Genomic DNA, 24928 nt, shown 5'->3' with positions numbered 1-24928 from the left:
CGCCCGCCGCGTCGAGGGCGTAGCGGGCCACGCCCTGCAGGGGGGCGCCTCGGCGGTCGAGGGCCTCGGCCTCGTTGCAGTCGGCGAAGTAGCGTCCGCCGATGCCCTCCAGAAGGGGTGAGGTGGCGGCGAGGACCCGGCGTCCATCGCCGCCTTTTGCGCAACGTCATGGACTTCACGGATGTGTCACTGACCGCGCTGCGGGTGTTGCGCGCGGTGGCCGAGCAGGGGACCTTCACCGCGGCCGCGGCCTCGCTGGGGTACACACAGTCAGCGGTGTCCCGGCAGATCGCCGCCATCGAGCGGGCCGCGGGCGCGGAGCTGCTGGAGCGGCGGCGCGACGGCGCGCGGCTGACCGCGGCCGGGCGCATCGTGATGCGCCGTGCGACGGTCGTGCTCGACGAGATCGACCAGGCTGCCCGCGAGCTGTCCGGCCTGCCCGAACCGGGCGGCACCGTACGCCTGGGCTGGGTGCCCAGCGCCGGTACGACACTGGTGCCGCCCGCCCTTGCCGCGCTGCGGCGCAGCGCCCCGAACGTGCACGTCATCAGCCGCGAAGGCGGCACCCCGGCGCTGACCCGAGCCCTGCGCGCGGGCAGCATCGATCTCGCCCTGCTCTCCTCGGCGCCGCCGTTTCGCGCACCGGACACCGAGTCGCCCCCACTGGTGCTGCAGACCCTCACCGAGCGCGCCCTGTGCCTGGCCGTACCCGCTCAACACCCGCTGGCCCGCGCGGACTTCATCGACGTGGACGACCTGCGCGGGCAGCGGTGGATCGCCGGTTCGCCGAACAGCTCGGACCTGGTTCTGGGGGTGTGGCCGGGCCTGGACGAGCGGCCCGAGATCGCGCACACGGCCCGGGACCTGCTGGCGAAACTGCATCTCGTGGCCGCGGGCTGCGGTCTGACCACCGTGTCCGCCGCGATGGCCGCCGTCGCACCGCCCGGCGTACGCGTCCTGCCGGTGCGCGGCGGCCCGCAGGAGACCCGGCGCCTGCTGCTGGCCCGGCTGCCGCAGCCCCCGGCCGAACCGGTCCGCCGCCTCGCCGCCGCCCTGCGGACCGCTGCCCTCGACACCGGCGCCGTCCCCGGTCCGTGACGCACCGCCCGTCACGCAATGCGGCGTGGCGCGCTCAGTGCCACGCTGCCCATTCCTTCACCGCGAAACGGTCTCCGACGCGTCGCACCTCGGCTGCACCCGGGCCGGGGAAGTGGGCGGGGAGCAGCAGGGCGCCGCTGTCCGCGGCCTCCCCCAGCACCCGGCGTCGGCTGTTCCGGGCGCGGGGTTCGTCCTCGTCGAAGCCGGGGCAGTCGTCCGGTTCCGCGATCTGCAGGGGGCTGTGCAGCAGGTCACCGGCGAACACCGCGCGTTCCGTGCCGGACCGCAGCCATACGACGGAGGAGCCGGGCGTATGGCCGGGGGCGGGCTCGATGCGGAGTCGGGCGTCGATGTCGTGGTGGTCGCCCTCCCACAGCGTGGTCTGCCCGGCCCGGTGCACGGGGGCGACGCTGTCCTCGAAGACGTTGGCCATCCGGCGGCCGGCGCGGGTCCGGTGGCCGTTGGCCGGGTTCCAGTAGTCGAAGTCGGCGCGCGGGATGACGTATCGGGCGTGGGGGAAGGTCGGTTGCCACGTTCCGTCGTCGGCCAGGCAGGTGTTCCAGCCGACGTGGTCGCTGTGGACATGGGTGCAGATCACCGTGTCCACGTCGGACGGGCGGACGCCGGCGGCGGCCAGCCGTCCGAGGTAGTCGGTGTGCAGCTGGTGGAAGGACGGCATGGCCGGGCGTTCCCGGTCGTTGCCGACGCCGGTGTCGATCAGGATCGTGCGGCCCTCGCTGCGGACGAGCCAGGTCTGGATCGTCATGTGAACCTCGTCGGCGGCCAGGTCCAGGAACGTGGGGGTGAGCCACTTCTCGTGCGCCTGCCAGTGCTCGACGGGCACATCGGGGAAGACGTAGTCGCGGGGGCGGCCTTTGGCGGGCAACTCCACGACGCGGGTGATCTCCACATCGCCGAGCGCAAGGGTGTCCATGTCCCCAGCCTGCGTGCCGGATCACGCGGGCGCTACCGGTCACGCGACCGCACCGCAAGGCCCCTCCAGCCGGGCGGTGGCCGGGTGGGCGATCCCCTGGGCGGCCCTTTACGGTGGGACCGACCCGGGTGGGCCGGGCGCCCCGGTGCGGAATGCAGGAGGCGATTGTGGTGAACGTCCAACCCGTTCTGGTCACCGGCGTTGGTGGCGGCGTCGGCGGAGTCGGGCGAGCGGTCCTCGAACGGCTGCATGCGAAGGGCGTACCGGTCCGGGCCCTTGTGCACCACGACGACGGACGGGCCTCGGCCCTGCGGGCCATGTCGGGCGTGGAGGTGGTGGTCGGCGACCTCACCCGTGGCGCCGACGTGGTGGAGGCGCTGGCGGACTGCCGCCGGGCCTATTTCGGGATGAGTGTGTCGCCGGTGTATCTGGAGGCCGCAACGACGGTCGCCGCGGCGGCCAGGGCGGGCGGCCGGCTGGAGCTGCTGGTCAGCATCTCGCAGATGACGGTCTCGCAGATGGACCTCACCAGCGATACCGAGTCCCACCAGCAGCGGCTGCACTGGTTGGCCGAGCACGTCCTCGACTGGTCGGGGGTGCCGGTCGTCCACGTCCGGCCCACGGTGTTCATGGAGAACCCGCTCTTCGCCCGGGTCGCCGTCGCCTCGATCCTGCGGGACAGCACGATCCGCCTTCCGTTCGGTTCGGCCCGGACCTCCCCGGTCGCCGCGGCGGACGTGGCGGAGGCCATCGCCTCCCTCCTGCTCGACCCGGCCCCGACGTCCGGCCGCGTCTACGAGCTGACCGGGGCGCGCTCCCGCGATATGGCCACCATCGCCGCCGAGTTCTCCACCGCCCTGGGACGTGCCGTGACGTATGTCGACGTGCCGTACGAGGAGTGGCTGGAGCACGACCTCAAGACGCAGGACCTGCCACCCCATGTCTTCGAGCACATCGCCACGATGGCTCGGCTGCACGGCGAGAACCGCTACGACCGTGCCACGAACGACCTCGCCGAGCTGCTGGGACGCCCTCCGCTGGGGTTCGACAGCCTCATCCGGAACACTCCCGCGCTGCAGTCCTAGCCGGGCAGGGCGGGCAGGGCCGTCCGCCGAGCCGGTCGTCGAGGAGCTTGCGGACCGACCACCGGAATTGCAGGCTTGCCCGCGGGGGTGCCTGGCCACGGGTCCGCGCCCTCGGGTGTGGGGCGGATACCAGCGCAAGGAGTGCCAACCATGATCCTCCCGAAGGTCCGGGACCCTCGCTTCGTGACGATCCGCCGCGGTGGAACCCTCACCGATGCGGATCACCATCTGCTCGCTCTTTGGGCCGCGTCATGCGCGGAGCACGTCCTCGACCTCTTCGAGTCGGCCCGGCCCGAGGACCCCCGGCCACGTCAGGCGATCGAGCATGCTCGCGCCTGGGTGCGCGGCGAGGTCAAGATGATGCAGGCCCGCGCGGCGGGCGGCCATGCGATGGGCGCGGCCCGAGACCTGCGTGGCGCAGCACGACATGCCGCGTACGCCGCCGGACAGGCCGCGGTCGTCGCACACGTCGCCGCGCACGAGCTCGGCGCGGCCGCCTATGCGATCAAGGCCGTACGTGCTGCCGCACCGGAAGGCGAGGGCGAGGCCGCGGGGCGACTGGAGTGCCAGTGGCAGCGCGACCGGCTCCCGGAGGCGATTGCCGAGCTGGTGAGGGACGACCAGCGACTGCGGAACGACATCTGCTGGTCGGTGTTCGACTGCTGAGTGCATATCCGGGCATCTGCGTCATCGACCCGAAAACGCTCGTCGCCGACGCCTCTTGGTCTTCGCACCGGCTCCGGCCACCGCTCGCCCCGCCCCTGGGCCTGCTGGACGATCTCGGCGTACCACCCGACGACCCTGCCCCCGCACCTGTCCGAACGAGCCCCTACTATCGTTGCGCGTTCTCCGGCGGACGCTGACGCCGGCTAGGTCCTGCCCGCCGCCCAACGCCCGACACGACACGACGACATCCACCGCACGGCGATGGAGTCGATCATCGAGGAGAGGAACGTTCATGCGCGCCCGGAGCATCGCCACGGCCACCGCAACAGCACTGGCACTGGTGGCCGCTCGTGACCTTGTCCAGAAGAAGCACGCACTGCTCCGGAACTTCCCGGTGATCGGGCACGCCCGGTACCTGTTGGAGACGATCGGGCCGGAACTGCGGCAGTACATCGTGACCTCCAACGACGAGGAGCGCCCGTTCAGTCGCGACCAGCGCACCTGGATCTACGCGTCGTCGAAGGGGGAGAACAACTACTTCGGGTTCGGCACCGACAACGACGTCGAGCACATGCAGGGGCACGCGTACCTCAAGCAGCGCACGTTCGCCGCCACGCTGCCCGACGCGCACGACCCGCAGGCCCCACTGCCCTCGGCCAAGGTGCTGGGCGGGCCGCGCGGGCGGGCCAAGGCGTTCCGGCCGGCGAGCGTGGTGAACATCTCGGCGATGAGCTTCGGCTCGCTCTCCGGCGCGGCGATCTCCGCGCTCAACAAGGGGGCGGCGCTGGCGGGCACGATGCAGAACACGGGCGAGGGCGGCCTCTCCCCGTACCACCGCAACGGCGGTGACCTCATCCTGCAGATCGGTACGGCGTACTTCGGCTGCCGCAACGAGGACGGCACCTTCAACATCGACAAGCTCAAGGACGTCGTCGCCGGCGCCCCGGTCAAGGCGATCGAGATCAAGCTCTCCCAGGGCGCCAAGCCCGGGCTGGGCGGGATGCTGCCGGGCGCGAAGGTGACCGAGGAGATCGCCGAGATCCGCGGCATACCGGTCGGCCAGGACTGTGCCTCCCCGTCGCGGCACACCGCGTTCAGCGACGTCGACTCGATGCTCGACTTCGTCGAGCTGATCGCCACCGAGACCGGTCTGCCCGTCGGGATCAAGAGCGCGGTGGGCGAGATGGAGTTCTGGCAGGAGCTGGCCACGCTGATGGCGCGGGGTGACCGCGGTGTCGACTTCGTGACCATCGACGGCGGCGAGGGCGGCACCGGGGCGGCGCCGCTGACCTTCAGCGACTCGGTGTCGCTGCCGTTCCGGATGGGCTTCTCCCGGGTCTACGGCACCTTCGCCGAGCTGGGGCTGACCGACGACCTGACCTTCATCGCCTCCGGCAAGCTCGGCCTGCCCGAGAACGCCGCGGTCGCCTTCGCGCTGGGTGCCGACATGATCAACGTGGCGCGCGAGGCGATGCTGTCGATCGGCTGCATCCAGGCGCAGAAGTGCCACACCGACAAGTGCCCCACCGGCATCGCCACCCAGAACCCGTGGCTGGCCCGCGGCCTCGACCCGACCTCGAAGGCCACCCGCGCCGCCGTCTACCTGCGCACCCTGCGCAAGGAGCTGATCAAGGTCTCGTCGGCCGTCGGCGTCGCCCACCCGGCACTCATCACAGCCGGTGACATCGAGATCATGAACGGCGACTACGAGGCCCGCACCCTGGCCGGGGTCTACGGTTACAAGGACGGCTGGGGCCAGCTCGGCCCGCACCTCGCCGACGAGATCACCGCACTGCTCGCCGGCGAGCCGACGCCCGAGCGGAAGCCGGCCGTCTGAGCCGCCGCCGACCGCGGCCGGCGCCGCGCGCACCGCTCCCCTGCTCGGAGCACGCGCGTGGCGCCGGCCGGGTGTCGCCCCGTCCCCCCGCCCACGAACAGTCCCTGCCCAGGTGAGCGCAACATGCCCGAAAAAGTGAGATTCCAGAGCGTCGTCGGCCCCGAACTGGCCGGATCGATCGACCTGCCAGAAGGCGAGATCCGAGGCTGGGGGATCTTCGTGCACGGATTCACGCTCGGCAAGGACTCGCCGGCCGCCTCGCGTGTCAGCAAGCAGCTGGCGCGCGAGGGGATCGGCATGCTGCGCTTCGACAACCTCGGGATCGGGGACTCCGACGGCGACTGGGGGGACGGTTCCTTCACCGTCAAGGTCCAGGACACGGTCCGTGCGGCAGCCCTGATGGCGGAGCGAGGGACTCCGGCAGACCTGCTGGTGGGGCACTCGTGGGGAGGCGCCGCCGCCATCGCCGCAGCGGTCGACGCACCCGGCGTCCGCGCGCTCGCCACGATCGGGGCGCCGGTCGAGCCCAGTCACGTCGAGCGGCAGTACGACGCGGTCATGGATCGCGTGCTCAGCGAAGGTTCGCACGAGTGGTTCGTCGGCGGGCGGACCCTGGTCCTCAAGCGCGCCTTCGTCGAGGACGTCCGCCGTGCTCATCTGCGCGACCGGATACGGGAGTTGAACCGGCCGCTGCTCGTCCTGCATTCGCCCACCGACCAGACCGTCGACATCGACAACGCCGGGGAGATCTTCCGCGAGGCACGGCACCCGCGAAGCTTCGTCTCGCTCGAAGGAGCGGACCATCTCCTGACCGCACGGGGACAGGCACAGCGAGCCGCCCACATCATCAGTGCCTGGGCCGACCAGTACATCCACGGGTCACGGCTCGGATAGGTGTGTGGGGTGCGCCCCGGCCAGGGACGGGGGACTCCTGGCCGGGGCTGACTGGGGGGGATCAGAGCGTGGAAAGGTCGACGGCGGAGGCCATGGCGAGGTAGCCGGCGTCGCTGGGGTGAAGGCCGTCCTGGGAGACATAGCCGGGGCGGATGCGGTCGGGGTGCTGGGGGTCGGTCAGGGCCCGGTCGGCGTCGAGCACGCCGTCGTAGCTGTGACTGGTGCGGATCCAGTCGTTGAGCTGCCGGCGAACCGTGTCACCGGCCGGGGTGATGAACGGGAAGACCGCGCCGGTGAGCGGGGGGATCGTCACCCCGATGGCCTTGATGCCACGGGCGTGCGCCTCCCGGATGAGGGCGCGGTGCCCGTCGATGAGCCGGCGGGCGGTCGCCGGCGCGCGGTCTCTGCCGCAGGCGTCGCCGTCGCGGAGCAGCGAGAGGTCGTTGGCGCCGAGGTGGACGAAGACGGTGCGCAGCCGGGCGCGGCTCTGCAGCTCCCTGACGAAGCGGTCGGTGCCCTTCTCGCCGAAGCAGGGGGAATCGTGGAGCAGTTGGTCGCCGGCCAGTCCGGCGTTGGTGAGGCCCTTGGGGCGGCCGGTGGCGATGAGGCGTTCGACGAGCTTGTCGGAGAAGCGGTCGTCGGTGCCGGGGCTCGTTCCGACGCCGTCCATGAGGGAGTCGCCGAAGACCATGAGGGACGAGGGCGAACCGGCCGTGGTCCCGCCCACCTCGGCGGCGGTCAGGTAGTACCAGGCGTGCGAGGCCCGTTGGTCGAACGCGTCGGTGGCGAGGCTGTGCGACCGGTCGCCGGGGGCGCGGTAGGTGGTGGCCGTGGTGAAGCGGTGCATGGTGGCCGGGCCGGTGGGGGTGGTGAAGCGCAGGGTGACCGTGAGCTTCTCCAGGTTGGCGGTGGGCAGGGCCACCGGGTCGGTGACGGTGCTGCGACCGGTGGGCACGGTGACGGAGCGGGCATGGTCGAAGGTGAGGGTGCGGAGGGTGTCGGGGCGCGCCTTGGCGGCTCCGTCGGACCTGGCCACCGTGGCGCCGGCGAGGTGCAGCGGCCGGGTGCCGTACGCGTTGGAGAAGCGGAGCCGGAGTGAGGGGCCGCCCACGCTCAGCCGGATCACCTGGCGCAGGGTCTCGTCCCGGAATCCCTCCCGGGACCAGTTGTCCGTGCCGTCCGCGCTGTCGGCGTTGTCCGTGTCGTCCGTCGCCTGCTGCATCGCGGCTCCCCAGGAAGCCGTCCACTGGGGGGTGCGGGGGGCGGGGGGCGGGGCCCCCTCCGTCCGCAGAGCCGGGGTGGCGGGGGAACAGGCGCCGGTCAGCGCCACGGCCAGGGCGGTGGCCAGCACGCTGACGGCCGCCGCGGGCAGTGGGCGGACGCCGCGGTGCGGGTGCCGGCGGGCAGGGTCGGGCGCGCTGAGGTGTCGGCGCCACCGTCGCATCGAAGCTCCTTGGGTGTGGTCGGTTCGGTTCGTGTGCGGACATCACCCCCGTTGCGTATCCGCCGAGCAGCTGACGGGTGGTCAGCTCTCGGCGGGTGGAACCGGTATCGCCACGCTGTCGGGCGGGACTTGGCCGTTGCTGAAGTAGGTGGCGACCGATAAGAGGATCACGTTGGCGCTGCGCAGTTCGTCGACCTCGTTCTCCAGTTCCGCGATCCGGGCCTCGGCCTGCGGCGGGTCGGCGGGGCGGGTGGGGTCGGCGCCGGGAACGGCTTGGCCGGAGTGACTGTGCTGCGTGCGGGCGGGGTCGGGCATGGACTCTCTCCTCGCTTGGGGACTCGGTGGCCACTCGCGCGTGCGGTACGTGTTCCAGGGGTCCGGATGCGGCGCGCTCCGGCCGGCCGGCATCCGACGCGGCGGTGCCGACCGGGCAGGAGGGATCAGTCGCGGCTGAAGCGACGCAGCACGGTGGTCATGAAGACGACGGCCATCAGGGCCGCGGCCACCATGACGGTCATCGGCGGTTGCACGGTGGCCAGTTCGCTGCTGTCGCGCAGCGCGCCCATGAAGTCGAAGATCGGCAGGCCGTTGGCGACGGAGTACCAGAGCGGTACGTAGACCGCCTGGAAGAGGCGGTGGGTGCGGCTGAGCGAGCCCAGGGCCATGGCCAGTGACGGGATGAACAGGGCACCGCCGAACCAGCCCGCCAGGGCGAGCCAGTCCCCGGCCGCGATCACGCGGATGAGGGGGCCGATACCGGCCACGACGGTGACGGTCAGGCCCGCCGCCCACTCGGCCAGCACCCGGCGGCGTACCGCGGGGTAGGCGGCGAGCATGCCCTCGACACCGTGCTCGTGGCGCTGGGTGCCCAGCCGGGACCAGATCAGGACCGGCCAGATCCAGGCCAGCGGCAGCATCACGCGGGTGATGCCGTGGAGGGTCGGGGCGCTGAGCCCGCAGATGATCAGGAAGGCGGCGCCGAGCCACCACCACCAGCGCACGCCCTGCAGCAGGATGCGGACCTCGCCGGCCCACAGCCGCAGGGTCATCGCGCCCGGTTCCGGACGGGTGCGCAGCACGCTGCCGACCGTGCGCCGGGACGCGGCGGCGGGCCCGACCTCGTCGATGAAGACCGGCTGGACGATGTCGTCGGCCGGGTCCTGCGTCGGCCGGCCGGCGGCCAGGAACCGGAGGCTGCGCGCGGGGTCGAAGCGGCCGAACCACAGCGCCGGGAGCAGGGCGATGAGGGCGGCGATCAGCAGCAGCGCCACCCGGCCGAGGACATAGCCGGCGGTGGGGGTGAAACCGTGCCAGGTGAACAGCCCCAGCGGCTTGTCCAGGTAGGTCAGGCCGAGGCTGAACGCCCCGGTGACGTCGATGTGCTGGGCGACCATGTCGGTGTACATCGACCGGACGACACTGTTGACGCCGATACCGTCGAGCGGCAGCCCGGGACCCTGTCCGGCGGTGGAGACGACCAGCCAGGCACAGAACCACAGGATGTTGCCGAGACCCGTGCGCAGCACCGGCAGCGACTCGAAGAGCAGGGCGAACGCGGCGGTCAGCGCGACCAGGGGAAGCGCGATCAGGACGAACGGCTGCCACAGGGCGACCGGATCGATGTCCCGGGACTCGCCGCGGGCCAGCTGCATGACCAGGGCGGTGAGCGCGAGCACCCCGAGCATGGAGGTCAGCAGCAGCAGATTGCTGAGGAACTTGCCGGCCATGTACGCGGAGGTGCGCATCGGGGTGGCGGCGAGCAGCTGCCCGACGCGGGTGCTGCTGTCGCGGGCGAGGGAGTTGCGGACGATGTAGAAGCCGCCGAGGGTGATCCACAGACCGGCGGCCAGTGCCGTCACCATGCCGACATAGGCGCTGTTGTAGATCCCTCGGTGATCACCGACCTGCATGATCATCCATTTGGCGTCCGATTCCGGCACCGCCACGTACCCCAGGGCGACGGCCGCGGCCAGCACCACGAGGTACGCGGGACGGCGGATCCGGTCGCGGAAGTCGGCCATCGCGAGACCGGTGAGCATGTGCAGCACTGCGTCACACCGCCCCTGCCGGCAGATGCCGTTCGCCGAAGCCGCGGGCGGGCCGGCCGCCGTCGGCGGACCGGATGATGCCGAGGTAGGCGTCCTCCAGGTCGGGCGTCAGCTGGACGGCGCCCTCATAGGGCCGTTCGTTGGACAGCAGCCGGATCCGGACGCCTTCGGTGGTCCGTACCAGGCGGCTGACGGTGTACCGCGCCTGCACCGCCGGAACGGTGGAGGGGTCGACCAGCACCTCCCAGACCTGGCCGGCCACCGAGCGCAGCAGGTCCTCGGGCGTGCCGCGGCGCTGCAGCCGGCCGCCGGCCATCACCGCGATGTCGGAGGCCACCGATTCGACGTCGGAGACGATGTGGGTGGAGAGCATCACGACCTTGTCGGCCGCCAGGTCGCTGAGCAGGTTGCGGAACCGGACCCGCTCCTCGGGGTCGAGGCCGGCGGTGGGCTCGTCCACGATGATCACCTGGGGGTCGGCGAGCAGCACCTGGGCGATGCCGACCCGGCGCAGCATGCCGCCGGAGTACTTGCCCAGCGGCCGCTTGACCGCCTCGGTGAGGTTGACCAGCTCCAGCAGCTCGTCGATGCGGGCCTTGGCGGTCCGGGCCGAGACGCCCTTGGCCGCGGCCATGTACCGGAGGAACTCACGGGAGGTCAGGTTCGGGTAGACCCCGAAGTCCTGCGGGAGGTAGCCGAGCGCCCGGCGCAGCGCGTTGGGGCGGGACACCACGTCCTCGCCGTGGAAGTGGACCGTCCCGCTGGTGGGCCGGGTGACCGTGGCGGCGATCCGCATCAGGGACGACTTGCCGGCGCCGTTGGGCCCCAGCAGGCCCACCATTCCCGGCTCCAGACGCAGCGTCAGATTGTCGACGGCGTGTTTGCCGCCCTTGTAGACCTTGGTGATGTCGATGAGGTCGAGCACGGTCAGTTCTTCCCGCTCAGGGTCTGCTCGCCGTCCTTGGACACCGTGATGCCCTTGGGGACCTCGACCTGGAACTTGGCGTCGCAGATGGCGATGCCGCTGCAGCCGGCGTCGATGTCGAGGGTGTGGCCCTTGAGGACCCACTTGAGGTGCTCGGTGCCCGCGGCGGAGTCGAACCAGCGGGTGACCTTGATGTCCTTGCGGTCGGCAGCGACGATCTTGGTGGCGACCTCATGCGTGGTGATGTTGAGGGACTTGCCGGAGTACTCGAAGGTCTTCGACGCGGGCTTCACCTTGGAGGCGTCCACCGAGCAGCCGGTGAGACCGACGGCGGCGACGACGGCCACCGCCGCGGCGACGAATGTGGCGGGCCGCTTGGCACGGGGGCTTGCGAACATCGGTTCCTCCAGGGTTACGGGGCTGGGCACTGGTGAGAGCATCCCGTTTCCCCGCCGCCGCCACATCTGCCGATCGGCAGATATCGGCTCAGCGAACCGCGGGCGCCGGCAGCAGGCACTGGACCCGCCACCCGGGGCCGTGCGGGCCCGCCTGCAACGTGCCGCCGAGGGCGCTGACCCGCTCGTCCAGGCCGGCCAGGCCGGTGCCGCCGCCCTGCCGGGTGCCGGCGGGTGCCGCGGGGCCCGCGTCGTCGGCGACCGAGACCTCCACCGCCCGGTCGGCGGTACGGCCGGCGAACACCTCGACCCGGCCGGCCTGCGGCGCGTGCCGCCGTACGTTGGTCAGGGCCTCCAGCGCCACGCGGTAGGCGGTGTCCTCGGCCTCCTGCGAGAGGATGCCGGCCACGTCGTCCTCCAGCGACAGCGCCACCTCGGCGGCGGCCATCGAGGAGAAGCGGCCGACCAGCTCGGGCAGGTCGGCCAGGCCGTGGAGCCGGGTGGGCGGCGGCTCGCCCCACTTGCGGTTCTCCGCCTCCCGCAGCGCGGCCACCGTCTGGTCCATCGAGTCCAGGGCCCGCAGCCCGGACTGCTCGATGCGCTGCAGCAGGGCCCGGTACTCCTCCAGGTCCACGACGTCGCTGAGCTGCGCCGCCTGGGCCTCCAGGACGATGCCGGTCACCTCGTGGGCGACGAAGTCGTGCAGATCGCGGGCGACCTCCAGGCGCTGCTCGCGCCGGGCCAGGGCCACGGCGTGCACCCGGCGGTTGTCCAGGGACCGCAGATACAGCCCGACGCCCGAGGCGACGGCGACCGGGAACAGGGAGAACAGGGCCGCGGCGACCGACTCCTTCAGACCCGTGGTGGGCGCGTGCAGGGTGAACCGCAGCGGCAGCAGCACCGCGGCGGCACCGGTCAGCGGGGCGACGAAGGCCACCCGGGGGCTCGGTACATGGCGCACCACCCGTTCCAGGAGGACGAGCAGTGCGACTGTTTCGAACGGGTACCACAGGATCACCAGGCCGGGCGGCCCGAAGTAGGCGGCGTCGACGGCGAGGGAGAGCAGCGCCGCCCCGCCCGCCGCCTGGTCCAGCGAGATCCGGCCGATCGGCCAGACCAGGAGCGCCACGGCCAGCGTCAGCGCGGCCACGACCGCCAGCGGAGCGGCGCCCGGGGGCGACACGAGGGCGGGGACGAGCATCGCGCACGCCGCGAACCCGGCCCACCGGCGGCGCCGTTGCCGCTGCCGCTGCCGGGGAGGAAGAGATTCGTCATCCATGGGGCGAGGCTACGCACCTTCCCGGGTGCGGACGGCGGTGAGCACGGAACGGACTGTGCGGCATCTGCCGTACGGCAGATATTCCGGCGCCCGGCCCGGCGCCGGGGAGCGTCAGCCGGGCATCTCCCCGGTGGCATAGCCCAGTTCCCAGGACCGCACCGCGATCCCGACCCGGTTCCGCACGTTGAGTTTGCGCTGGATGCTGGCGACATGCGTCTTGACCGTGCCCGCCGAGATGAACAGCTCGCGGGCGATGTCGGCATTGGACTTGCCCTCGGCGACCTTCCCGGCGATCTCCGCCTCGCGCCCGGTCAGTGCCGTGTCGCGCTGCTTCCGGGGGCGGCGGCCGGGCGCCGCGCCGGTGACGTGCTGCAGCAGCCGCGCCGTGATCTGCGGGCTGATCAGGCTGTCCCCGGCCATCGCCGCGCGGACCGCCTCGACCAGCAGCACCGGCCCCGAGCGCTTGAGGACGAAGCCCGAGGCGCCGAAGCGCAGCGCGGGATAGACGTATTCGTCGAGATCGAACGTGGTCACGATGACGACCCGGACGGGATGGGGGAAGGCGGGATCGGCCAGCCGGCGGGTCACCTCCAGGCCGTCCATCCGCGGCATCCGGATGTCCACCAACGCGACGTCCGGGGCGAGCGTGCGGCCCAGTTCCACCGCGTCCACGCCGTTCGCGGCCTCGCCGACCACCTCCATGTCGGACTGGCTCTCCACGATGCGGCGCATTCCCCGGCGGACCATCTCCTGGTCGTCGGCGATCAATAAACGAATAGTCACAAGCGGGGATTCTGCCGTACGGCGGGAGGGACGGGGGCCGCCTTTCCCCGGGACATGCCCGGCCGCGGCCGCCGCCCGCCCCGTCCGGTCAGGTCGCCGTTGCCTCCATGGACTTCACCAGGCTGCGGGGCCGCATGTCGGTCCACTGCGCGGTGATGTGGTCGAGGGCCGACTGGCGGTCGGTCTCCGCGAGGGCCACCGTCCAGCCCTCGGGCACCTCGGCGAAGGCCGGCCAGAGCGAATGCTGGCCCTCGTCGTTGACCAGCACCAGGAAGCGGCCGTCCGGGTCGTCGAAGGGGTTTGCGCCCACTGATGTGTCCTCTCCTGTTCGGGGTCCGAATAGCCCCGGCGGCGGCCCCCGAGGGACGGGGCCGCCGCCGGGGAGGTCAGACGACTTCCCGGTTGGCGCCGGGGCCGACGGGCTTGAGCGGCAGCGACCGCACGCGCTGCGCGGGGAAGGGTATCGGGAAGGGGGACCGGACCGGGAGGCGGTCGGTGCCGCTGTGGCGCAGCAGGGCGGTGCCCAACGGAGTGAGGGCGTGCAGCGCGGTGTTGCGGTTGCGGGAGGTGGTCACCAGCCCGGACCTGCGGAGCACCGCCGCGTGCTTGCTGGCGCCGGCCAGCGAGATGCCCAGTCGTTCGGCCAGCTCGCCCGTGGAGCAGCCCTCCCTGAGCGCTTCGAGGGCGGCTGCCCTGGTGTGGCCGACCAGTGCGCCCAGCGCCTGCTCGTCGTGTTCGGGCGTGCCCCAGATGTCGCCCCGCGACGACATCTTCACGGGGAAGACCAGCACCGGCACGGCGTCCTTGCCGACGGCCGGGACGAAGGCGCAGGACTGCTCGGACAGGAAGAACGACGGGCACAACTGCAGCCCGCGGCCGTCCAGTTGGACATCGCGGTGCGGACCGTTGCGCACCTCCAGCACCGGCGCGCGCCAGCGGACCTTCGGGTGCAGCGAACTCAGCAGCCGCTCCACGCCGTGCGCGATGACCACCCTGCCCCAGGACTCCCGCGCGCCGTCGAGATGGCCGCGGATCAGGCTCCAGTGGGGCAGCACGGCCACCCGGCACAGGTCGGCCAGCAGCCGGGTGCCGCGCTCCTCGCCCGGTGTGATCTGGTCGGGATCGGCGCCGGACGTGAAGGCGTCGCAGAAGGCGCCCGGTATCTCCTCCAGCGTGCGGAACTGCTGGGACAGGGCGGTGAACCGCGCCGCGTCCCTGCCCAGTTCGGCGCGGACGGTGCGTCGCCACTCGTGGAAGGCGACGTCGCCGTTACGGCCGAACAGGTAGAGCGCGAAGGCGCTCTCCGCGAGCGGCCCCAGGGTCGATAACATCCGTGTTTGGGACAGGTCTTCAACTGTGAAGTGGATCCTCAGCACTTGCTCCCCCGTTGTCATCACTGCTGTCGTTCGCACGTGAGTAGTCGTCGAGCAGCCGGCCGCCGTGCAGGGTCTCTCCGTACGAGAACACGTGGCCGTTCCCTACCTCCAATGGTGTGAGCGTCTCGAAGTCACCTCCCGGACCGTCGAAGAACGCGAGGTCGCCCGATCCGGTCCAGATCGGGGAGAACTCGACGTCGCCGACCTCGGAGGCGACCAGCCGCGCCCGCGGCCCGGCGGCTGTGGGGACCCACTCCGGGAACATCAGGGTGTGGGCCAGGGGGACGTCGTGCAACACCGGCCGCCGGTCGGTCTGCCGTTCCACGGTGACCGTGGCCTCGACGACCCGCCGTCCGTGGACGGAGAGCGCGCCGTCGAACCGCCCGCCGGGCGCCAGCCGCGAGCCCGCCCGGCCGACCGTGACCGGCCGGCTCTGGTGGATCACGCCGAACTGCTTGGGCATGCCCTGCACCCAGCCGCGCATCATCGGCACGGCCTGGTCCACCCACGCGTACGGGCAGCGGGCCATGGGGCGGCCCTCGAACTCGCAGCCGAGCAGGATCAGGAACTCCCCGAACTGGCACCGGCCGGGTTCGGCCAGCTCCGCCCCGTCCTGCGAGCACCACTGCCAGGTCGCGAACACCGCCGCCGCGGCGCCCGGGTCGGCGCCCGGTTCCAGCCCCGGCGGCAGGAAGCGCCGCGCGGCGTCCGGATCGACGCGGTACTCGACCATGACGACCTCGCCGGAGAAGTGCCACGGCGGGGGGGTGAGCATCGCCGACTCGCCGGTCGGCGAGAGCGGCAGGCTGTAGCCGACGGGACCGCCGTTGCCCGAACCGGCCGCCGTGGGCCTGCCGTTGGTGCCGATGCCGGTCGTCACGATCGCACTCCGATCCGGGGCCGCGGCATGCTGCCGGCCCATGCGGTGGTCAGGCGCTGTGCGGCCTGTTTCAGCACAGCGGGCGGGTGGTAGCTGAACGCCAGTCGGACGGCGCCCTCCTGCGTGGTGCCGAAGCGCGAGCCGGCGGCGACGCCGACGCCGGCCCGGGCTGCGCCGGCGAGCAACGCGGACTCGTCCGATCCGGGCCCGAAACGCAGCCACAGGAAGAAGCCTCCCTGGGGCACCCGGAATTCCGGCCGCTCCCCCGCCGCTTCGCGCAGGGCGCCCACGAGGGCATCCCTGCGGTCCCTCAACTGCCCCCGGAACGAGGCCAGATGACGGTCGTAGGCGCCGCTTGCCAGCAGGGTACCCACGGCGAGGGAGGTGGTGTGGTTCAAGGAGCCGCCGCTGGCGAACAGGCCGTGCGACACCAGCCGGTCGGCCACTGCCCGGTCCGCGAGCAGCCAGCCCAGGCGGAGCCCCGGGCCGAGGGTCTTGGAGAAGCTGCACAGCCGCACCACACCGCGGTAGCCGGCCAGGGCGGCCAGCGACGGCGGCGGGGTGTGGTCGTCGGTCAGCGGCAGTTCCGCGTAGGCGTCGTCCTCCACGATCAGTACGTCGTGGCGGGCGGCCACCGACAGCAGCCGGCGGCGGCGCTCCGGCGGCATGGTGCGGCCCGTGGGGTTGTGGTGGGTGGGGGTGAGGTAGACGAAGGCCGTTCGCGTGCCCGCGGACGCCGCCTGTGCCAGGGCCCGGTCCAGCGCCTCGGGCACCATCCCCGACTCGTCCGTGGCGACCGGGTCGACCCGCAGTGCGCAGTCCCGGAAGATCTGCCGGCCCAGGTCGTAACTGAGCTGCTCGGTCAGCACCGTGTCGCCGGGGGCCGCCAGGGACGTCGCGAGCAGGTACAGGGCCTGGGAGGTGCCGGACGTCAGCACGACCTGTTCGGGGGCGCAGGGCCGGTCGTCCGCCGCGGCGGCGCGGGCGGCCAGCAGGGCGCGCAGCGGCTCCGCGCCCGGATTGTGGCCGTAGCCCAGCGCCGCCGCGCCGTACTCCGCCAGCGCCTGCGCGTACGCGTCCCGGAGGAGGGACACCGGCAGCAGCGCGGGCTCGATGTAGCCGGGCCCCAGATCGACTACGCCGTCCGGGGCGGCCTCCTGCACGACGCCGGTCCGCCACCGTCGGGCGTGCGACAGCGCAGGCGCCGGGTCGGGCGGCGGCACGGCCGCGGCGGGATGCACCGTCAACGCTGTTGCAGGACGTGGCGCAGCGCGCGCACGGACTGGGTCAGCGGGTCCGTCGCCCGGGCCAGGGCGAGCCGCAGGGTGTGGTCGCCCTGGGTCGGGTCGGCCCAGTGGAACGCGCGGCACGGCAGGGCGTAGACGTTGTGCGCCCGCAGGCGTTCCCATACCTGTGTGCCCGTGAGGTCCTCGATGCCGATCCGCTCGACGCTGGCGCGGCTGTCGGGGTCCGGGACGGTGACGCCGGGCAGGCCGGCCAACTCCTCGCGCACCATGGCGCGATGGCTCGCGATGAAGCGGTGCAGGTCGGCGAGGCCGCCGTTGGCCGCGTCCTCGGAGAAGCGCCGGACCATGGCGAGGATCAGCGGGGAGACGCCGAGCAGGATGTCGGAGTAGATCTTCTCCACGGGCAGCGCGAGGTTCTCGGAGTGGACCAGCATGCCGACCTTCAGGTCCAGGGTCGGCCAGAGCTTGCCGGTGTCCTCGATGACCACCCAGCGCACGCCGCTGGCCTGGAGCACCTCGTAGTGGTCGTAGTGGGCCCGGGTGTCGAAGCCGCGGAAGGAGGTGTCCAGCGCGAGGACCACGCCGTGGGCGGCGCACTGCTCGGCGAGCCGGGTGAGCCGCTCCTTGGAGACGACCCGGCCGGTGGGGTTGTTCGGGGTGGTGACGAAGACGCAACCCACGGAGGCGAGCAGGTCGGTGTGGAGGTCGTCGCCGTGCAGCGGGTCCTCGGCCAGCGGCACCAGCTTCAGGCCGTTGCCGCGCAGCAGGTCGGCGATGTTGTCGAAGGTCGGGTGGACCAGGGCCACCGATTCGGTGGTCTCGGCCAGCGCGCGGGAGAGGATCTCCATGGCCACCGACGAGGAGTAGCAGCTGAGCACCCGGCCGGGGGCGGTGGGGTAGCTGTGCTGGCCGAGCGCGGTGAAGAAGGCGGCGTGCGCCTCGCGTTCCAGCTCCTCGACGGGGCGCTTCTCGCCCTCGGCGAAGAGCAGCGGCAGCTCGGCGACGATCTGGTTCTGGCCGGCCGTGAGCGACTGCCGGGCGTGGCCGTCGGCGAGGTTGAACTCGCTGTTCAGCGCCAGGAATTCCAGTTGGGTGAGGTTTCCGGTAGCACCTTCGGAGTTCCCCCGAGCGGCGTGTGCTTGCTGCATTCCGGACACAGGTGTACCTCGCATAGACGTGGGTGTTCCCGGTTGCGGGATGACGGGGTCGGCGGCGGCCGTCGCCGGGCGGGAGCCCTCCCGGGCGATGCCGTGCGCACGACGCGATGTGATGCGGGTGGCGGCGGCCGGAGGTCAGCCGGCGCCACCGCGCGGCCGTACCGCGGCAGCGGTGGCGGCTCAGTAGATGACGCGGGTGTGCGCGGCCAGCCGCGCCCCTCGCGACGTGCGCAGGTCGCGGGCGACGTTGAGGCGGCGCAGCCAGCGGTCCGTGCCGTCGAAGCGGGCGCGGAACGGCTTGCGTCCGTGGACGACGCGGTAGTTGTCGATGAAGACGATGTCACCGGGGGTGAGCACGACACCGGACATGGCGTCGTCGATCGCGGCGCCGATGGTGTCCAGCGCCTGCTGTTCGGCCGCGCCCTGGACGCCCTGCATGTAGTGCGGGTCGATCCGCAGGTAGGGGTCGTCGGGGTCGCCGAAGAGCACGGCGACCGGGTCGGGCGACTCCAGGGCGGCGTCGACGCGCTGCCGGCTGCTCGTGCGGAGGGCGGTCTCCCGCGGGCCGGCGTCCGCCGGTGCCCGCCCGGAGATGCGGTGCGCGTCGTCCGGCAGGATCCGGAAGCGTTCCTGCGCGAGGATCTCCCGGGTCGCGGCGTCGAGCCGGACGTCGGCGATGTCGCAGGCGGTGGTCTCGACGCCGTCCGGATTGCGCAGGCACATCAGGCCGAGGTAGTCGGTGCGCAGCGGGTGGAAGGCGTCCTCGGTGTGCCAGGTGAGGGTCTCCTCGCTGCCCCAGCCGATCTGTTCGTGCTCGAAGCCCTGGAGGGGGTAGATGTCGTGCATGATCAGGCCGTCCTGCTGGGTGGCCCATCCGATGGGCTCGCCGAGCAGATTGGCGATCAGGTAGAAGGCGATGTCCTGGCGGAGGGAGGAGGACGGCACCGGCTTGTGCCGGCGTTCGGCCGGTGTCGGTCCCAGCGCGGCGTCGTCCACGGGCAGTCCGGTGACGACGAGGATGCCGGACTTCTCGGTGCTGCGGTACGTGTGCAGCGCCTGGCGCAGCCGCCGCGGCAGCTCGTCCGCGTGGAGGCGGCTCTCGGCCTGGAACTCCGCGGACTCCACGGTGTCGTAGCGCCGGCTGAGTTCGTCGGCCGCAGCGCCGATCGCTGCGACGTCGTCATCCTGCAGATGGTGCGTGAGCACGTGCACGTCCCCCCAGATAGGGCACCGGACGGGTTGAATCCGGTACCGAACGGCCGGTCAGTGGAAATCTTTTACCTTTTCGAGCGAATGTTCCATGACATTTACTCGTTAGCTAAATTGCCCCGTCCTTGACATGGAACCCACCGGTCACACCCTTCACAGGAGTCGTCCTGGCCCGGGACCAGCGGCGCATCACCGGCTTCTCCACGCCGTTGTGCAGCAGCCAGGCGAGCAGCAGGGACACCGCGAAGGCGGCGGCGATCAGTGTGATCCCCAGGGGCGTGCCCCACGTACGGCCCACCAGTTCGCCGTCCTGCTCGGAGCTGCCGAGCAGGAGGTGGCCGTACTTGAGCACCAGGTTGTGCAGCAGGTAGAAGGCGAAGGAGAGATCGCCGAGCCAGACCATGGCCTTGCTGCCCAGGAAGGTGCCGCGGCCTCCGGAGTCCGCCGCCGCCAGCGCGGCGGTCAGCAGTGCCACCGGCACCACCGTCATCGCGCTCAGCCGGAAGAGGTAGGGCAGATGCTGGCCGATCCAGTACGCGACCACCAGCAGCAGCGCGGCCGGCAGCACCGGCAGGCGTATCCACTTGCCGGTGAGCACGATCCGCGCCATCAGCATGCCGAGCACGCACTCCAGCATCCGGAAGGCCGGGAAGAAGTAGGTGAACCAGTACTGGGTGACCGAGACCCCGCCGAGCGGCATCTTCGGGGTGTCCGGCAGCGCGGTCAGCGCGATCGTCGGGACCGCGACCACGCAGAGGACCGCACCGGCCGCCCAGAGCCACAGCCGGCCTGGCTTGATCTTGTTCACCAGCACCAGCAGTGCCGGGAAGAGCGCGTAGAACAGCACGTCCACCGCCAGCGACCAACTCACGCTGTTGCCGGTGTCGGTGAACGCCGGGTCGTCCACCCAGGACTGCACGAGGAAGACCTGGGTGATCGACGGCAGCAGCTCGACGCTCAGCCCGACCGAGACGATCAGCACCATGGCGAACGTGTAGGCCACGAGGTGGTTGGGGAAGACCCGGAAGAGGCGCCGGCGCCAGAACTTCCGCGCGGTGTCCGTGGGCCGGAACGACCACGTGATCACGAAACCGCTCAGCACGAAGAAGAACGACACCGACGTGTAGCCGATGCTCCCCATCCCGTCGAGGAACCCCCAGCTCAACTTCGCGTCGCTGAACACCCCCTCGAAAGCCGCGTGGGTGAGGAACACCGGCAGCGTGGCCAGGAAGCGCAGACCGGTCAGCGACCTGAGGTTCGGTCTGGACTGCGCCGCCCCGGTACTCGGCTGGGTACTTGGCTCGGAACTCGTCTGCATGCGGACCTCTCGCCGGACGGGCGACAGACGGTGCGGATGTCGCGTGCCCGCGGCGGCCGCACCACCGTCTGCTGTTGAATGACCCGGGTGCGGTCGCCGGCACCGGACCTCCGCGGCGCATGCCGACCTCTGGCAGTGGTCTGCCTCACTCCCCCGTTGAGCCGAAGTTTGGCCAGGATCAGACGCCCGCTCCATGTCTTTCACTTGGTAGCTAAATTGCGGCGCCTCGCACGGAGTCGACGTTGCCCGCGGTGACTTCGCGGGCGCTCTCGGCTATGCCGCCGCGGCCCCGGCGGGCCCCGGCGGAGCAGCGCGGCGCCGGGGGCGGGACCAGCGGCGCATCGCCGGCTTCTCGACCCCGTTGTGCATCAGCCAGGCCAGCGCCATCGACACCGCGAACGCCACGACGATCAGCGTGATCCCGGCCGGGGCGTCCCAGGTGCGCGGCACCACCTCGCCCCCGGCGTCCCGCGGACTGATCAGCACGTGCCCGTACGCCAGGATCGGCTGGTGCACCAGGTAGAAGGCGAAGGAGAGTTCACCGAGCCACACCATGCGCCGGCCGCCGAGGAAGGTGCCGCGGCCCTCGGCGTCCGCCACCGCCAGCGAGGCGGTCAGCAGCGCCAGCGGCACCACCGGCACCGCGCTGGGCCGGTAGAGGAAGGGCAGTTGCTGGGCGGTCACGTACCCGACGACCACCAGGGCCGCGGCGGCCGTCACCGGCAGGCGGATCCACCTCCCGCTGAGCACGATCCGCGCGAACACCATGCCGATCACACACTCCACGGCGCGGGAGAGCGGGAAGAAGTAGGTGAACCAGTACTGGCTGCGGGAGACTCCGCCCACCGACATCGCCGGGCTGTCCGGCAGCACGGTCAGCGCGAGGGTCGGCAGCGCGATCACCACGAGCACCAGCGCACCGGCCCAGTACCACAGGCGGCTCGGCCTGATCTTCTGCACCGCCGCCAGCAGCAGCGGGAAGAGCGCGTAGAACGCGACGTCCGCGCCGAGCGACCAGGTGACGGTGTTCCCGGTGTCGATGAACAGCGGATCGGGTACCCACGCCTGCAACAGGAACAGCTGGGCGACCATGCCCGACGCGTCGAAGGCGGAGCCCGCGGCGAGCATCAGCACGACCGTGAACACATAGGCCACGAGGTGGTTGGGGAAGACCCGGAAGAGGCGCCGGCGCCAGAACTTCCGCGCGGTGTCCGTGGGCCGGAACGACCACGTGATCACGAAACCGCTCAGCACGAAGAAGAACGACACCGACGTGTAGCCGATGCTCCCCATCCCGTCGAGGAACCCCCAGCTCAGCTTCGCGTCGCTGAACACCCCCTCGAAGGCCGCGTGGGTGAGGAAGACGGGTAACAGCGCCAGGAACCGTATCCCGGTCAGGGACCCCAGGTTGGGGTTCGGCGCCTTGCCGGGTGGCGGGTCCACCGACGAGGGCGGTGCCTGGCTCGGCGTGTGCGGGGTGGTCTGCATGCGGGGCCCTTGCCTGGCCGCGCGGCGCACGCCGAGGCGGCCGGGGCGGGTGCCACGAACCGGCCCGGGCCCCTGCACCGAGGTCGCGCGGGCATCTCATGAGGTGATCTCCGAGCATCGTCGGAACCCCAGGGGCGTTCCACCTTCTTTACCGTGGAGTCAAGTTGGCCGGTAAACGGCCGTGCGCGACGGCCCCGGCGCGGCTTCCGGACGGTCGACGGCAGGGCCCAGGTCGTCAGGACCCGGCCGGCACCGGGGCGGGGAACCGGCGCAGGGTGGGGCTGAGGGTCGCGGCGAGCGCGACCGCCGACAGACAGCCGGCGCAGATCAGCACGGCGGCGCCGCCCCCGCCGGCCACCCCGGTCAACACCCCGCCGAGCGCCGGGCCCAGGACCCCCGCTCCCCCGGAGCAGAACCCGGCAACGCCGCTCATCCGGCCGCGCAGCGCGTCCGGCGTGACCGTCAACTGATGCGTCAACACCGTGGTGTTGGCCAGCGGGGCCAGGAAGGCCAGGACCCCGAGCAGCCCTCCTTGCGGCAGACCGGCCGGCACCAGCGCCATCACGGCGGTGGCCGCCGCCGCGGTCCAGGCGAAGCCCAGGAGGACCACCGGCGGCCGGACGGCGGCGTGCAGCCGCGCGGCGAAGAGCCCGCCGAGCACCCCGCCGACACCGAAGCAGGCCATCGTCAGGCCCATCTCGCCCGGCCCGACCCGGTCCTCCCCGGAGAGCGCCAGCAGCACGATCAGCAGCGCGCTGAACACCAGGTTGGTGACCAGCATCCAGGCCATCGTCGTACGGATCACCGGCTGTCCCAGCACCCAGCGGAACCCGGCCGCGAAGTCCGCACCGGCCGCCGGACCGTCGCCGCTCTCCCCCGCGCCCTCCTTCCCGCCGCCGGCCCGACGGCGGGGCAGTCGCAGGAAGCACAGTGCCGCCGACGACAGCGCGAACATCACCGCATTGGCCAGGAACGGTCCCGGTGGCAGCGCCGCGAACAGGAAACCGGCGACGGCCGGCCCGACCAGGGTGGCGACATAGGGGCGGGCCGCGTTGCGGGCCACCGCCGTGGAGAGCTGGCCGGGCGGCACCACCTGGGGCAGCGCGGCGTGCTCGGCCGGGTCGAAGACCGAGCCGAGGAAACCGTCCGCCACCACGACCAGCAGCATGTGCCAGAACGCGTACCGGCCCATCAGGAGCGCCCCGGCCAGGCTCGCCGTCCCCAGCATCCGCAGCAGCTGGCAGCCCAGCATCAGCCGGCGGCGGTCCCAGCGGTCGGCGAGCACCCCGGCCGGGACCACCGCGACCAGGTGCGCGGCGGCCAGCGCCGAGGACGCCAGCCCGAGCTGCACCGGGGAGCCGTGCCGGGCGATGATCAGCAGCGGCACGGCCACCGCGGCCATCTCCAGGGCCAGTTCGGACAGCAGCTGGCTCGACCACAGGACGTTGTAGTCGCGGTTGCGGGACAGCGGGACGGCCGGGCGGCGGTGCACCGCCACGTCGTCCGTGGGAGCGGTGGTCATCGCGGATCCCTCTCGTCCCAGGCCCGGGCGGCCACTCGCCCGGTGATCTGGAGGTAGTCGATCCGCCCGGTGAGCGGGTCGCTGAGGAACCGGCCCGGGGAGCAGGCGCCGCTGCCCAACTCCCGCATGGTGAACCGCAGATCGGGAGTGCACAGCAGCTCCGCGTGCGGCGCCCCGCCGAAGCCGAGCAGCAGCCCGCCGTCCTCCCCGTGCGACACCTCGAACGCGGTGTCGCCGTTGGCGTAGCGGCCCGGGCAGCCGGCCGGGACGGCCACCGGAGCCGGCCCGGCGGGCGCCGCGGGCTCCGGCAGGTCCCCGACGGGCAGGCCGCGCGCCCGCAACCGGGGCGCCAGGTCCGCCCACAGCCGCGCGCCCGTGTTGGCGTTCGCGGTCAGCGCCACCGCACTGCCGTTGGACGGGTCGAACCGCAGCGAGCAGTGCGTGCCGTCGCCGGTGCCGTCATGGCCGTAGCCGTCCGCCGCGTCGTCGTCGTACCGCGCCCAGCCCAGGCCCCAGCCGTCCGCCATGCCGTACGGGCCGACGGCGATCGAGGCGAGCTGGTCGAAGCACATGTCGTCGGCGGTCGCCCGGTCCAGCGGGGCGGGGTCCGGGCAGCCCGCGAAGTACCGGCGGGCGAAGGAGACCAGGTCCTCGGCGCTCAGCGCCAGCCCGCCGTTGGGCAGCTCCACCTCGGGCAGGTCCTGCTCGGCGATCGGCAGCACCCGGCCGCGGGCCGCCTGGACGGCATGCCCGGCGGCCACCGGGCGGCCGGTGCGCTCCGGACCCGCGACGAACGCCGGCCGGATGCCCAGCGGTTCGAGCAGTACCGCGCCGACCGCCTCCTGCCAGGTCATCCCGGTCACCGCCTCGATGAGCCGGCCCACGACGACATAGCCGACGTTGGAGTACGAGAAGACCGTCCCGGGCGGGTGTGCGAGGTCCGCCATCCGGCAGTGCCGGGCCACCCACCGGGCACGGTCACCGGCCCCGGCCGTGCCCTCCGGAACGTCGGAGGGCAGGCCGGAGGTGTGGCTGAGCAGTTGCCTGAGGGTGACCAGGTGGCCCGCGCCGAACTCCGGCAGCTGCCCGACCAACGGCTCGTCGAGGTCCACGTCCCCGTCGGCCACCAGGATCATCGCCAGGGCGGCGCTGAACGGCTTGGTCAGCGACCCCACCGGGAAGGCCGTTCCCGGCTCCACGGGCACACCGGTGCCGGTGTCGGCCACACCGGTGTGCACCACGAGCCGGTCCGCTCCGTGCAGGACGGCGAGCTGCGCCCCCGGCACCCGGTGGTGGGCGGCCAGCTCGGCCAGGTCGTGGTGGAGGCTCTCGGGGTCCATGGG

Annotated in this window: 23 protein-coding genes; 5 read left to right on the top strand and 18 right to left on the bottom strand. The window is 72.2% G+C overall.

Annotation, left to right across the window (positions count from 1 at the left end):
• Nucleotides 1-168: 168 nt before the first annotated feature.
• Complete coding sequence (locus tag CG747_RS13820) at nt 169-1098, top strand: LysR family transcriptional regulator (RefSeq protein ID WP_100602015.1); 930 nt, start codon at nt 169-171, stop codon at nt 1096-1098.
• A 34-nt stretch (nt 1099-1132) separates the two neighbouring features.
• Here the strand turns inward: CG747_RS13820 and CG747_RS13815 are convergent, their stop codons facing one another.
• Nucleotides 1133-2032 carry an MBL fold metallo-hydrolase gene (locus CG747_RS13815; RefSeq protein WP_100602014.1) on the bottom strand — a complete coding sequence of 300 codons (900 nt, stop codon included), beginning with the start codon at nt 2030-2032 and terminating at the stop codon, nt 1133-1135.
• 170 nt (nt 2033-2202) lie between these two features.
• Here CG747_RS13815 and CG747_RS13810 point away from each other — a divergent pair, with 170 nt between their 5' ends.
• From CG747_RS13810 to CG747_RS13795, 4 genes are all read left to right on the top strand, one after another.
• The gene (locus CG747_RS13810) at nt 2203-3117 is read left to right on the top strand and encodes an NAD(P)H-binding protein (protein WP_257980401.1); all 915 of its coding nucleotides are present in this window, start codon (nt 2203-2205) and stop codon (nt 3115-3117) included.
• A 150-nt stretch (nt 3118-3267) separates the two neighbouring features.
• A complete protein-coding gene (locus tag CG747_RS13805; RefSeq protein WP_100602012.1) occupies nt 3268-3783 on the top strand; it encodes a putative immunity protein in 516 nt (171 codons plus the stop codon).
• 292 nt (nt 3784-4075) lie between these two features.
• Nucleotides 4076-5620, top strand: coding sequence for an FMN-binding glutamate synthase family protein (locus CG747_RS13800; protein WP_100602011.1), 1545 nt, complete (start codon nt 4076-4078; stop codon nt 5618-5620).
• Between the two features lie 123 nt (nt 5621-5743).
• Nucleotides 5744-6514 carry a S9 family peptidase gene (locus CG747_RS13795; RefSeq protein ID WP_100602010.1) on the top strand — a complete coding sequence of 257 codons (771 nt, stop codon included), beginning with the start codon at nt 5744-5746 and terminating at the stop codon, nt 6512-6514.
• A 61-nt stretch (nt 6515-6575) separates the two neighbouring features.
• On the opposite strand, the gene CG747_RS50690 is transcribed toward CG747_RS13795, so the two are convergent.
• From CG747_RS50690 to CG747_RS13710, 17 genes are all read right to left on the bottom strand, one after another.
• Nucleotides 6576-7958, bottom strand: coding sequence for an SGNH/GDSL hydrolase family protein (locus tag CG747_RS50690; protein ID WP_100602009.1), 1383 nt, complete (start codon nt 7956-7958; stop codon nt 6576-6578).
• 81 nt (nt 7959-8039) lie between these two features.
• A complete protein-coding gene (locus tag CG747_RS13785) occupies nt 8040-8273 on the bottom strand; it encodes a hypothetical protein (protein ID WP_100602008.1) in 234 nt (77 codons plus the stop codon).
• A gap of 125 nt (nt 8274-8398) precedes the next feature.
• Nucleotides 8399-9997, bottom strand: coding sequence for an ABC transporter permease (locus CG747_RS13780; protein WP_257980400.1), 1599 nt, complete (start codon nt 9995-9997; stop codon nt 8399-8401).
• 13 nt (nt 9998-10010) lie between these two features.
• Nucleotides 10011-10931, bottom strand: a complete 921-nt coding sequence (locus CG747_RS13775; RefSeq protein ID WP_100602006.1) for an ABC transporter ATP-binding protein — start codon at nt 10929-10931, stop codon at nt 10011-10013.
• A 2-nt stretch (nt 10932-10933) separates the two neighbouring features.
• Nucleotides 10934-11329, bottom strand: coding sequence for a hypothetical protein (locus CG747_RS13770; RefSeq protein ID WP_100602005.1), 396 nt, complete (start codon nt 11327-11329; stop codon nt 10934-10936).
• 88 nt (nt 11330-11417) lie between these two features.
• Complete coding sequence (locus CG747_RS13765) at nt 11418-12605, bottom strand: sensor histidine kinase (protein ID WP_100602004.1); 1188 nt, start codon at nt 12603-12605, stop codon at nt 11418-11420.
• 111 nt (nt 12606-12716) lie between these two features.
• The gene (locus CG747_RS13760; RefSeq protein ID WP_100602003.1) at nt 12717-13388 is read right to left on the bottom strand and encodes a response regulator transcription factor; all 672 of its coding nucleotides are present in this window, start codon (nt 13386-13388) and stop codon (nt 12717-12719) included.
• An 88-nt stretch (nt 13389-13476) separates the two neighbouring features.
• Nucleotides 13477-13698 carry an MbtH family protein gene (locus CG747_RS13755; protein ID WP_100602002.1) on the bottom strand — a complete coding sequence of 74 codons (222 nt, stop codon included), beginning with the start codon at nt 13696-13698 and terminating at the stop codon, nt 13477-13479.
• 76 nt (nt 13699-13774) lie between these two features.
• Nucleotides 13775-14719: a helix-turn-helix transcriptional regulator gene (locus CG747_RS13750; protein WP_180985522.1), complete on the bottom strand. Its 945-nt coding sequence runs from the start codon at nt 14717-14719 to the stop codon at nt 13775-13777.
• 19 nt (nt 14720-14738) lie between these two features.
• Nucleotides 14739-15644, bottom strand: coding sequence for an enduracididine biosynthesis enzyme MppR (mppR, locus tag CG747_RS13745; RefSeq protein WP_100602164.1), 906 nt, complete (start codon nt 15642-15644; stop codon nt 14739-14741).
• Nucleotides 15641-16885: an enduracididine biosynthesis enzyme MppQ gene (gene mppQ, locus CG747_RS13740; RefSeq protein WP_257980430.1), complete on the bottom strand. Its 1245-nt coding sequence runs from the start codon at nt 16883-16885 to the stop codon at nt 15641-15643. The genes mppR and mppQ overlap by 4 nt, the downstream gene beginning before the upstream one ends.
• 2 nt (nt 16886-16887) lie before the next feature.
• Nucleotides 16888-18039 (bottom strand): enduracididine biosynthesis enzyme MppP, encoded by a 1152-nt coding sequence (gene mppP, locus CG747_RS13735; RefSeq protein WP_100601999.1) that lies wholly within the window; start codon nt 18037-18039, stop codon nt 16888-16890.
• A 189-nt stretch (nt 18040-18228) separates the two neighbouring features.
• Nucleotides 18229-19260 (bottom strand): guanitoxin biosynthesis L-enduracididine beta-hydroxylase GntD, encoded by a 1032-nt coding sequence (gntD, locus tag CG747_RS13730; protein WP_100601998.1) that lies wholly within the window; start codon nt 19258-19260, stop codon nt 18229-18231.
• A 106-nt stretch (nt 19261-19366) separates the two neighbouring features.
• On the bottom strand, nt 19367-20575 hold the full coding sequence (locus CG747_RS13725) for an acyltransferase (protein ID WP_100601997.1): 1209 nt from the start codon (nt 20573-20575) through the stop codon (nt 19367-19369).
• 273 nt (nt 20576-20848) lie between these two features.
• Entirely contained in the window at nt 20849-22063 is a 1215-nt protein-coding gene (locus CG747_RS13720; RefSeq protein ID WP_100601996.1) for an acyltransferase, read from the bottom strand.
• A 235-nt stretch (nt 22064-22298) separates the two neighbouring features.
• Nucleotides 22299-23585 (bottom strand): MFS transporter, encoded by a 1287-nt coding sequence (locus CG747_RS13715; RefSeq protein WP_100601995.1) that lies wholly within the window; start codon nt 23583-23585, stop codon nt 22299-22301.
• Entirely contained in the window at nt 23582-24925 is a 1344-nt protein-coding gene (locus CG747_RS13710) for a serine hydrolase (RefSeq protein WP_100601994.1), read from the bottom strand. The genes CG747_RS13715 and CG747_RS13710 overlap by 4 nt, the downstream gene beginning before the upstream one ends.
• Between the last annotated feature and the right edge of the window lie 3 nt (nt 24926-24928).

Origin of the sequence: Streptomyces sp. CB02959 (genome assembly GCF_002803155.1) — a bacterium.
Taxonomy (GTDB): domain Bacteria; phylum Actinomycetota; class Actinomycetes; order Streptomycetales; family Streptomycetaceae; genus Streptomyces.
The sequence above is the reverse complement of the archived record's forward strand: the minus strand, read 5'-3'. Positions and strand labels throughout refer to the sequence as shown.

Bases quoted from the DNA above. Each gene is read 5' to 3' on its own strand.
- CG747_RS13820 (WP_100602015.1), top strand. From the start codon at position 169: ATGGACTTCACGGATGTGTCACTGACCGCGCTGCGGGTGTTGCGCGCG.
- CG747_RS13815 (WP_100602014.1), bottom strand. From the start codon at position 2,032: ATGGACACCCTTGCGCTCGGCGATGTGGAGATCACCCGCGTCGTGGAG.
- CG747_RS13805 (WP_100602012.1), top strand. From the start codon at position 3,268: ATGATCCTCCCGAAGGTCCGGGACCCTCGCTTCGTGACGATCCGCCGC.
- CG747_RS13800 (WP_100602011.1), top strand. From the start codon at position 4,076: ATGCGCGCCCGGAGCATCGCCACGGCCACCGCAACAGCACTGGCACTG.
- CG747_RS13795 (WP_100602010.1), top strand. From the start codon at position 5,744: ATGCCCGAAAAAGTGAGATTCCAGAGCGTCGTCGGCCCCGAACTGGCC.
- CG747_RS50690 (WP_100602009.1), bottom strand. From the start codon at position 7,958: ATGCGACGGTGGCGCCGACACCTCAGCGCGCCCGACCCTGCCCGCCGG.
- CG747_RS13785 (WP_100602008.1), bottom strand. From the start codon at position 8,273: ATGCCCGACCCCGCCCGCACGCAGCACAGTCACTCCGGCCAAGCCGTT.
- CG747_RS13780 (WP_257980400.1), bottom strand. From the start codon at position 9,997: ATGCTCACCGGTCTCGCGATGGCCGACTTCCGCGACCGGATCCGCCGT.
- CG747_RS13770 (WP_100602005.1), bottom strand. From the start codon at position 11,329: ATGTTCGCAAGCCCCCGTGCCAAGCGGCCCGCCACATTCGTCGCCGCG.
- CG747_RS13765 (WP_100602004.1), bottom strand. From the start codon at position 12,605: ATGGATGACGAATCTCTTCCTCCCCGGCAGCGGCAGCGGCAACGGCGC.
- CG747_RS13750 (WP_180985522.1), bottom strand. From the start codon at position 14,719: ATGTTATCGACCCTGGGGCCGCTCGCGGAGAGCGCCTTCGCGCTCTAC.
- mppP (WP_100601999.1), bottom strand. From the start codon at position 18,039: ATGCAGCAAGCACACGCCGCTCGGGGGAACTCCGAAGGTGCTACCGGA.
- CG747_RS13725 (WP_100601997.1), bottom strand. From the start codon at position 20,575: ATGCAGACGAGTTCCGAGCCAAGTACCCAGCCGAGTACCGGGGCGGCG.
- CG747_RS13720 (WP_100601996.1), bottom strand. From the start codon at position 22,063: ATGCAGACCACCCCGCACACGCCGAGCCAGGCACCGCCCTCGTCGGTG.
- CG747_RS13715 (WP_100601995.1), bottom strand. From the start codon at position 23,585: ATGACCACCGCTCCCACGGACGACGTGGCGGTGCACCGCCGCCCGGCC.
- CG747_RS13710 (WP_100601994.1), bottom strand. From the start codon at position 24,925: ATGGACCCCGAGAGCCTCCACCACGACCTGGCCGAGCTGGCCGCCCAC.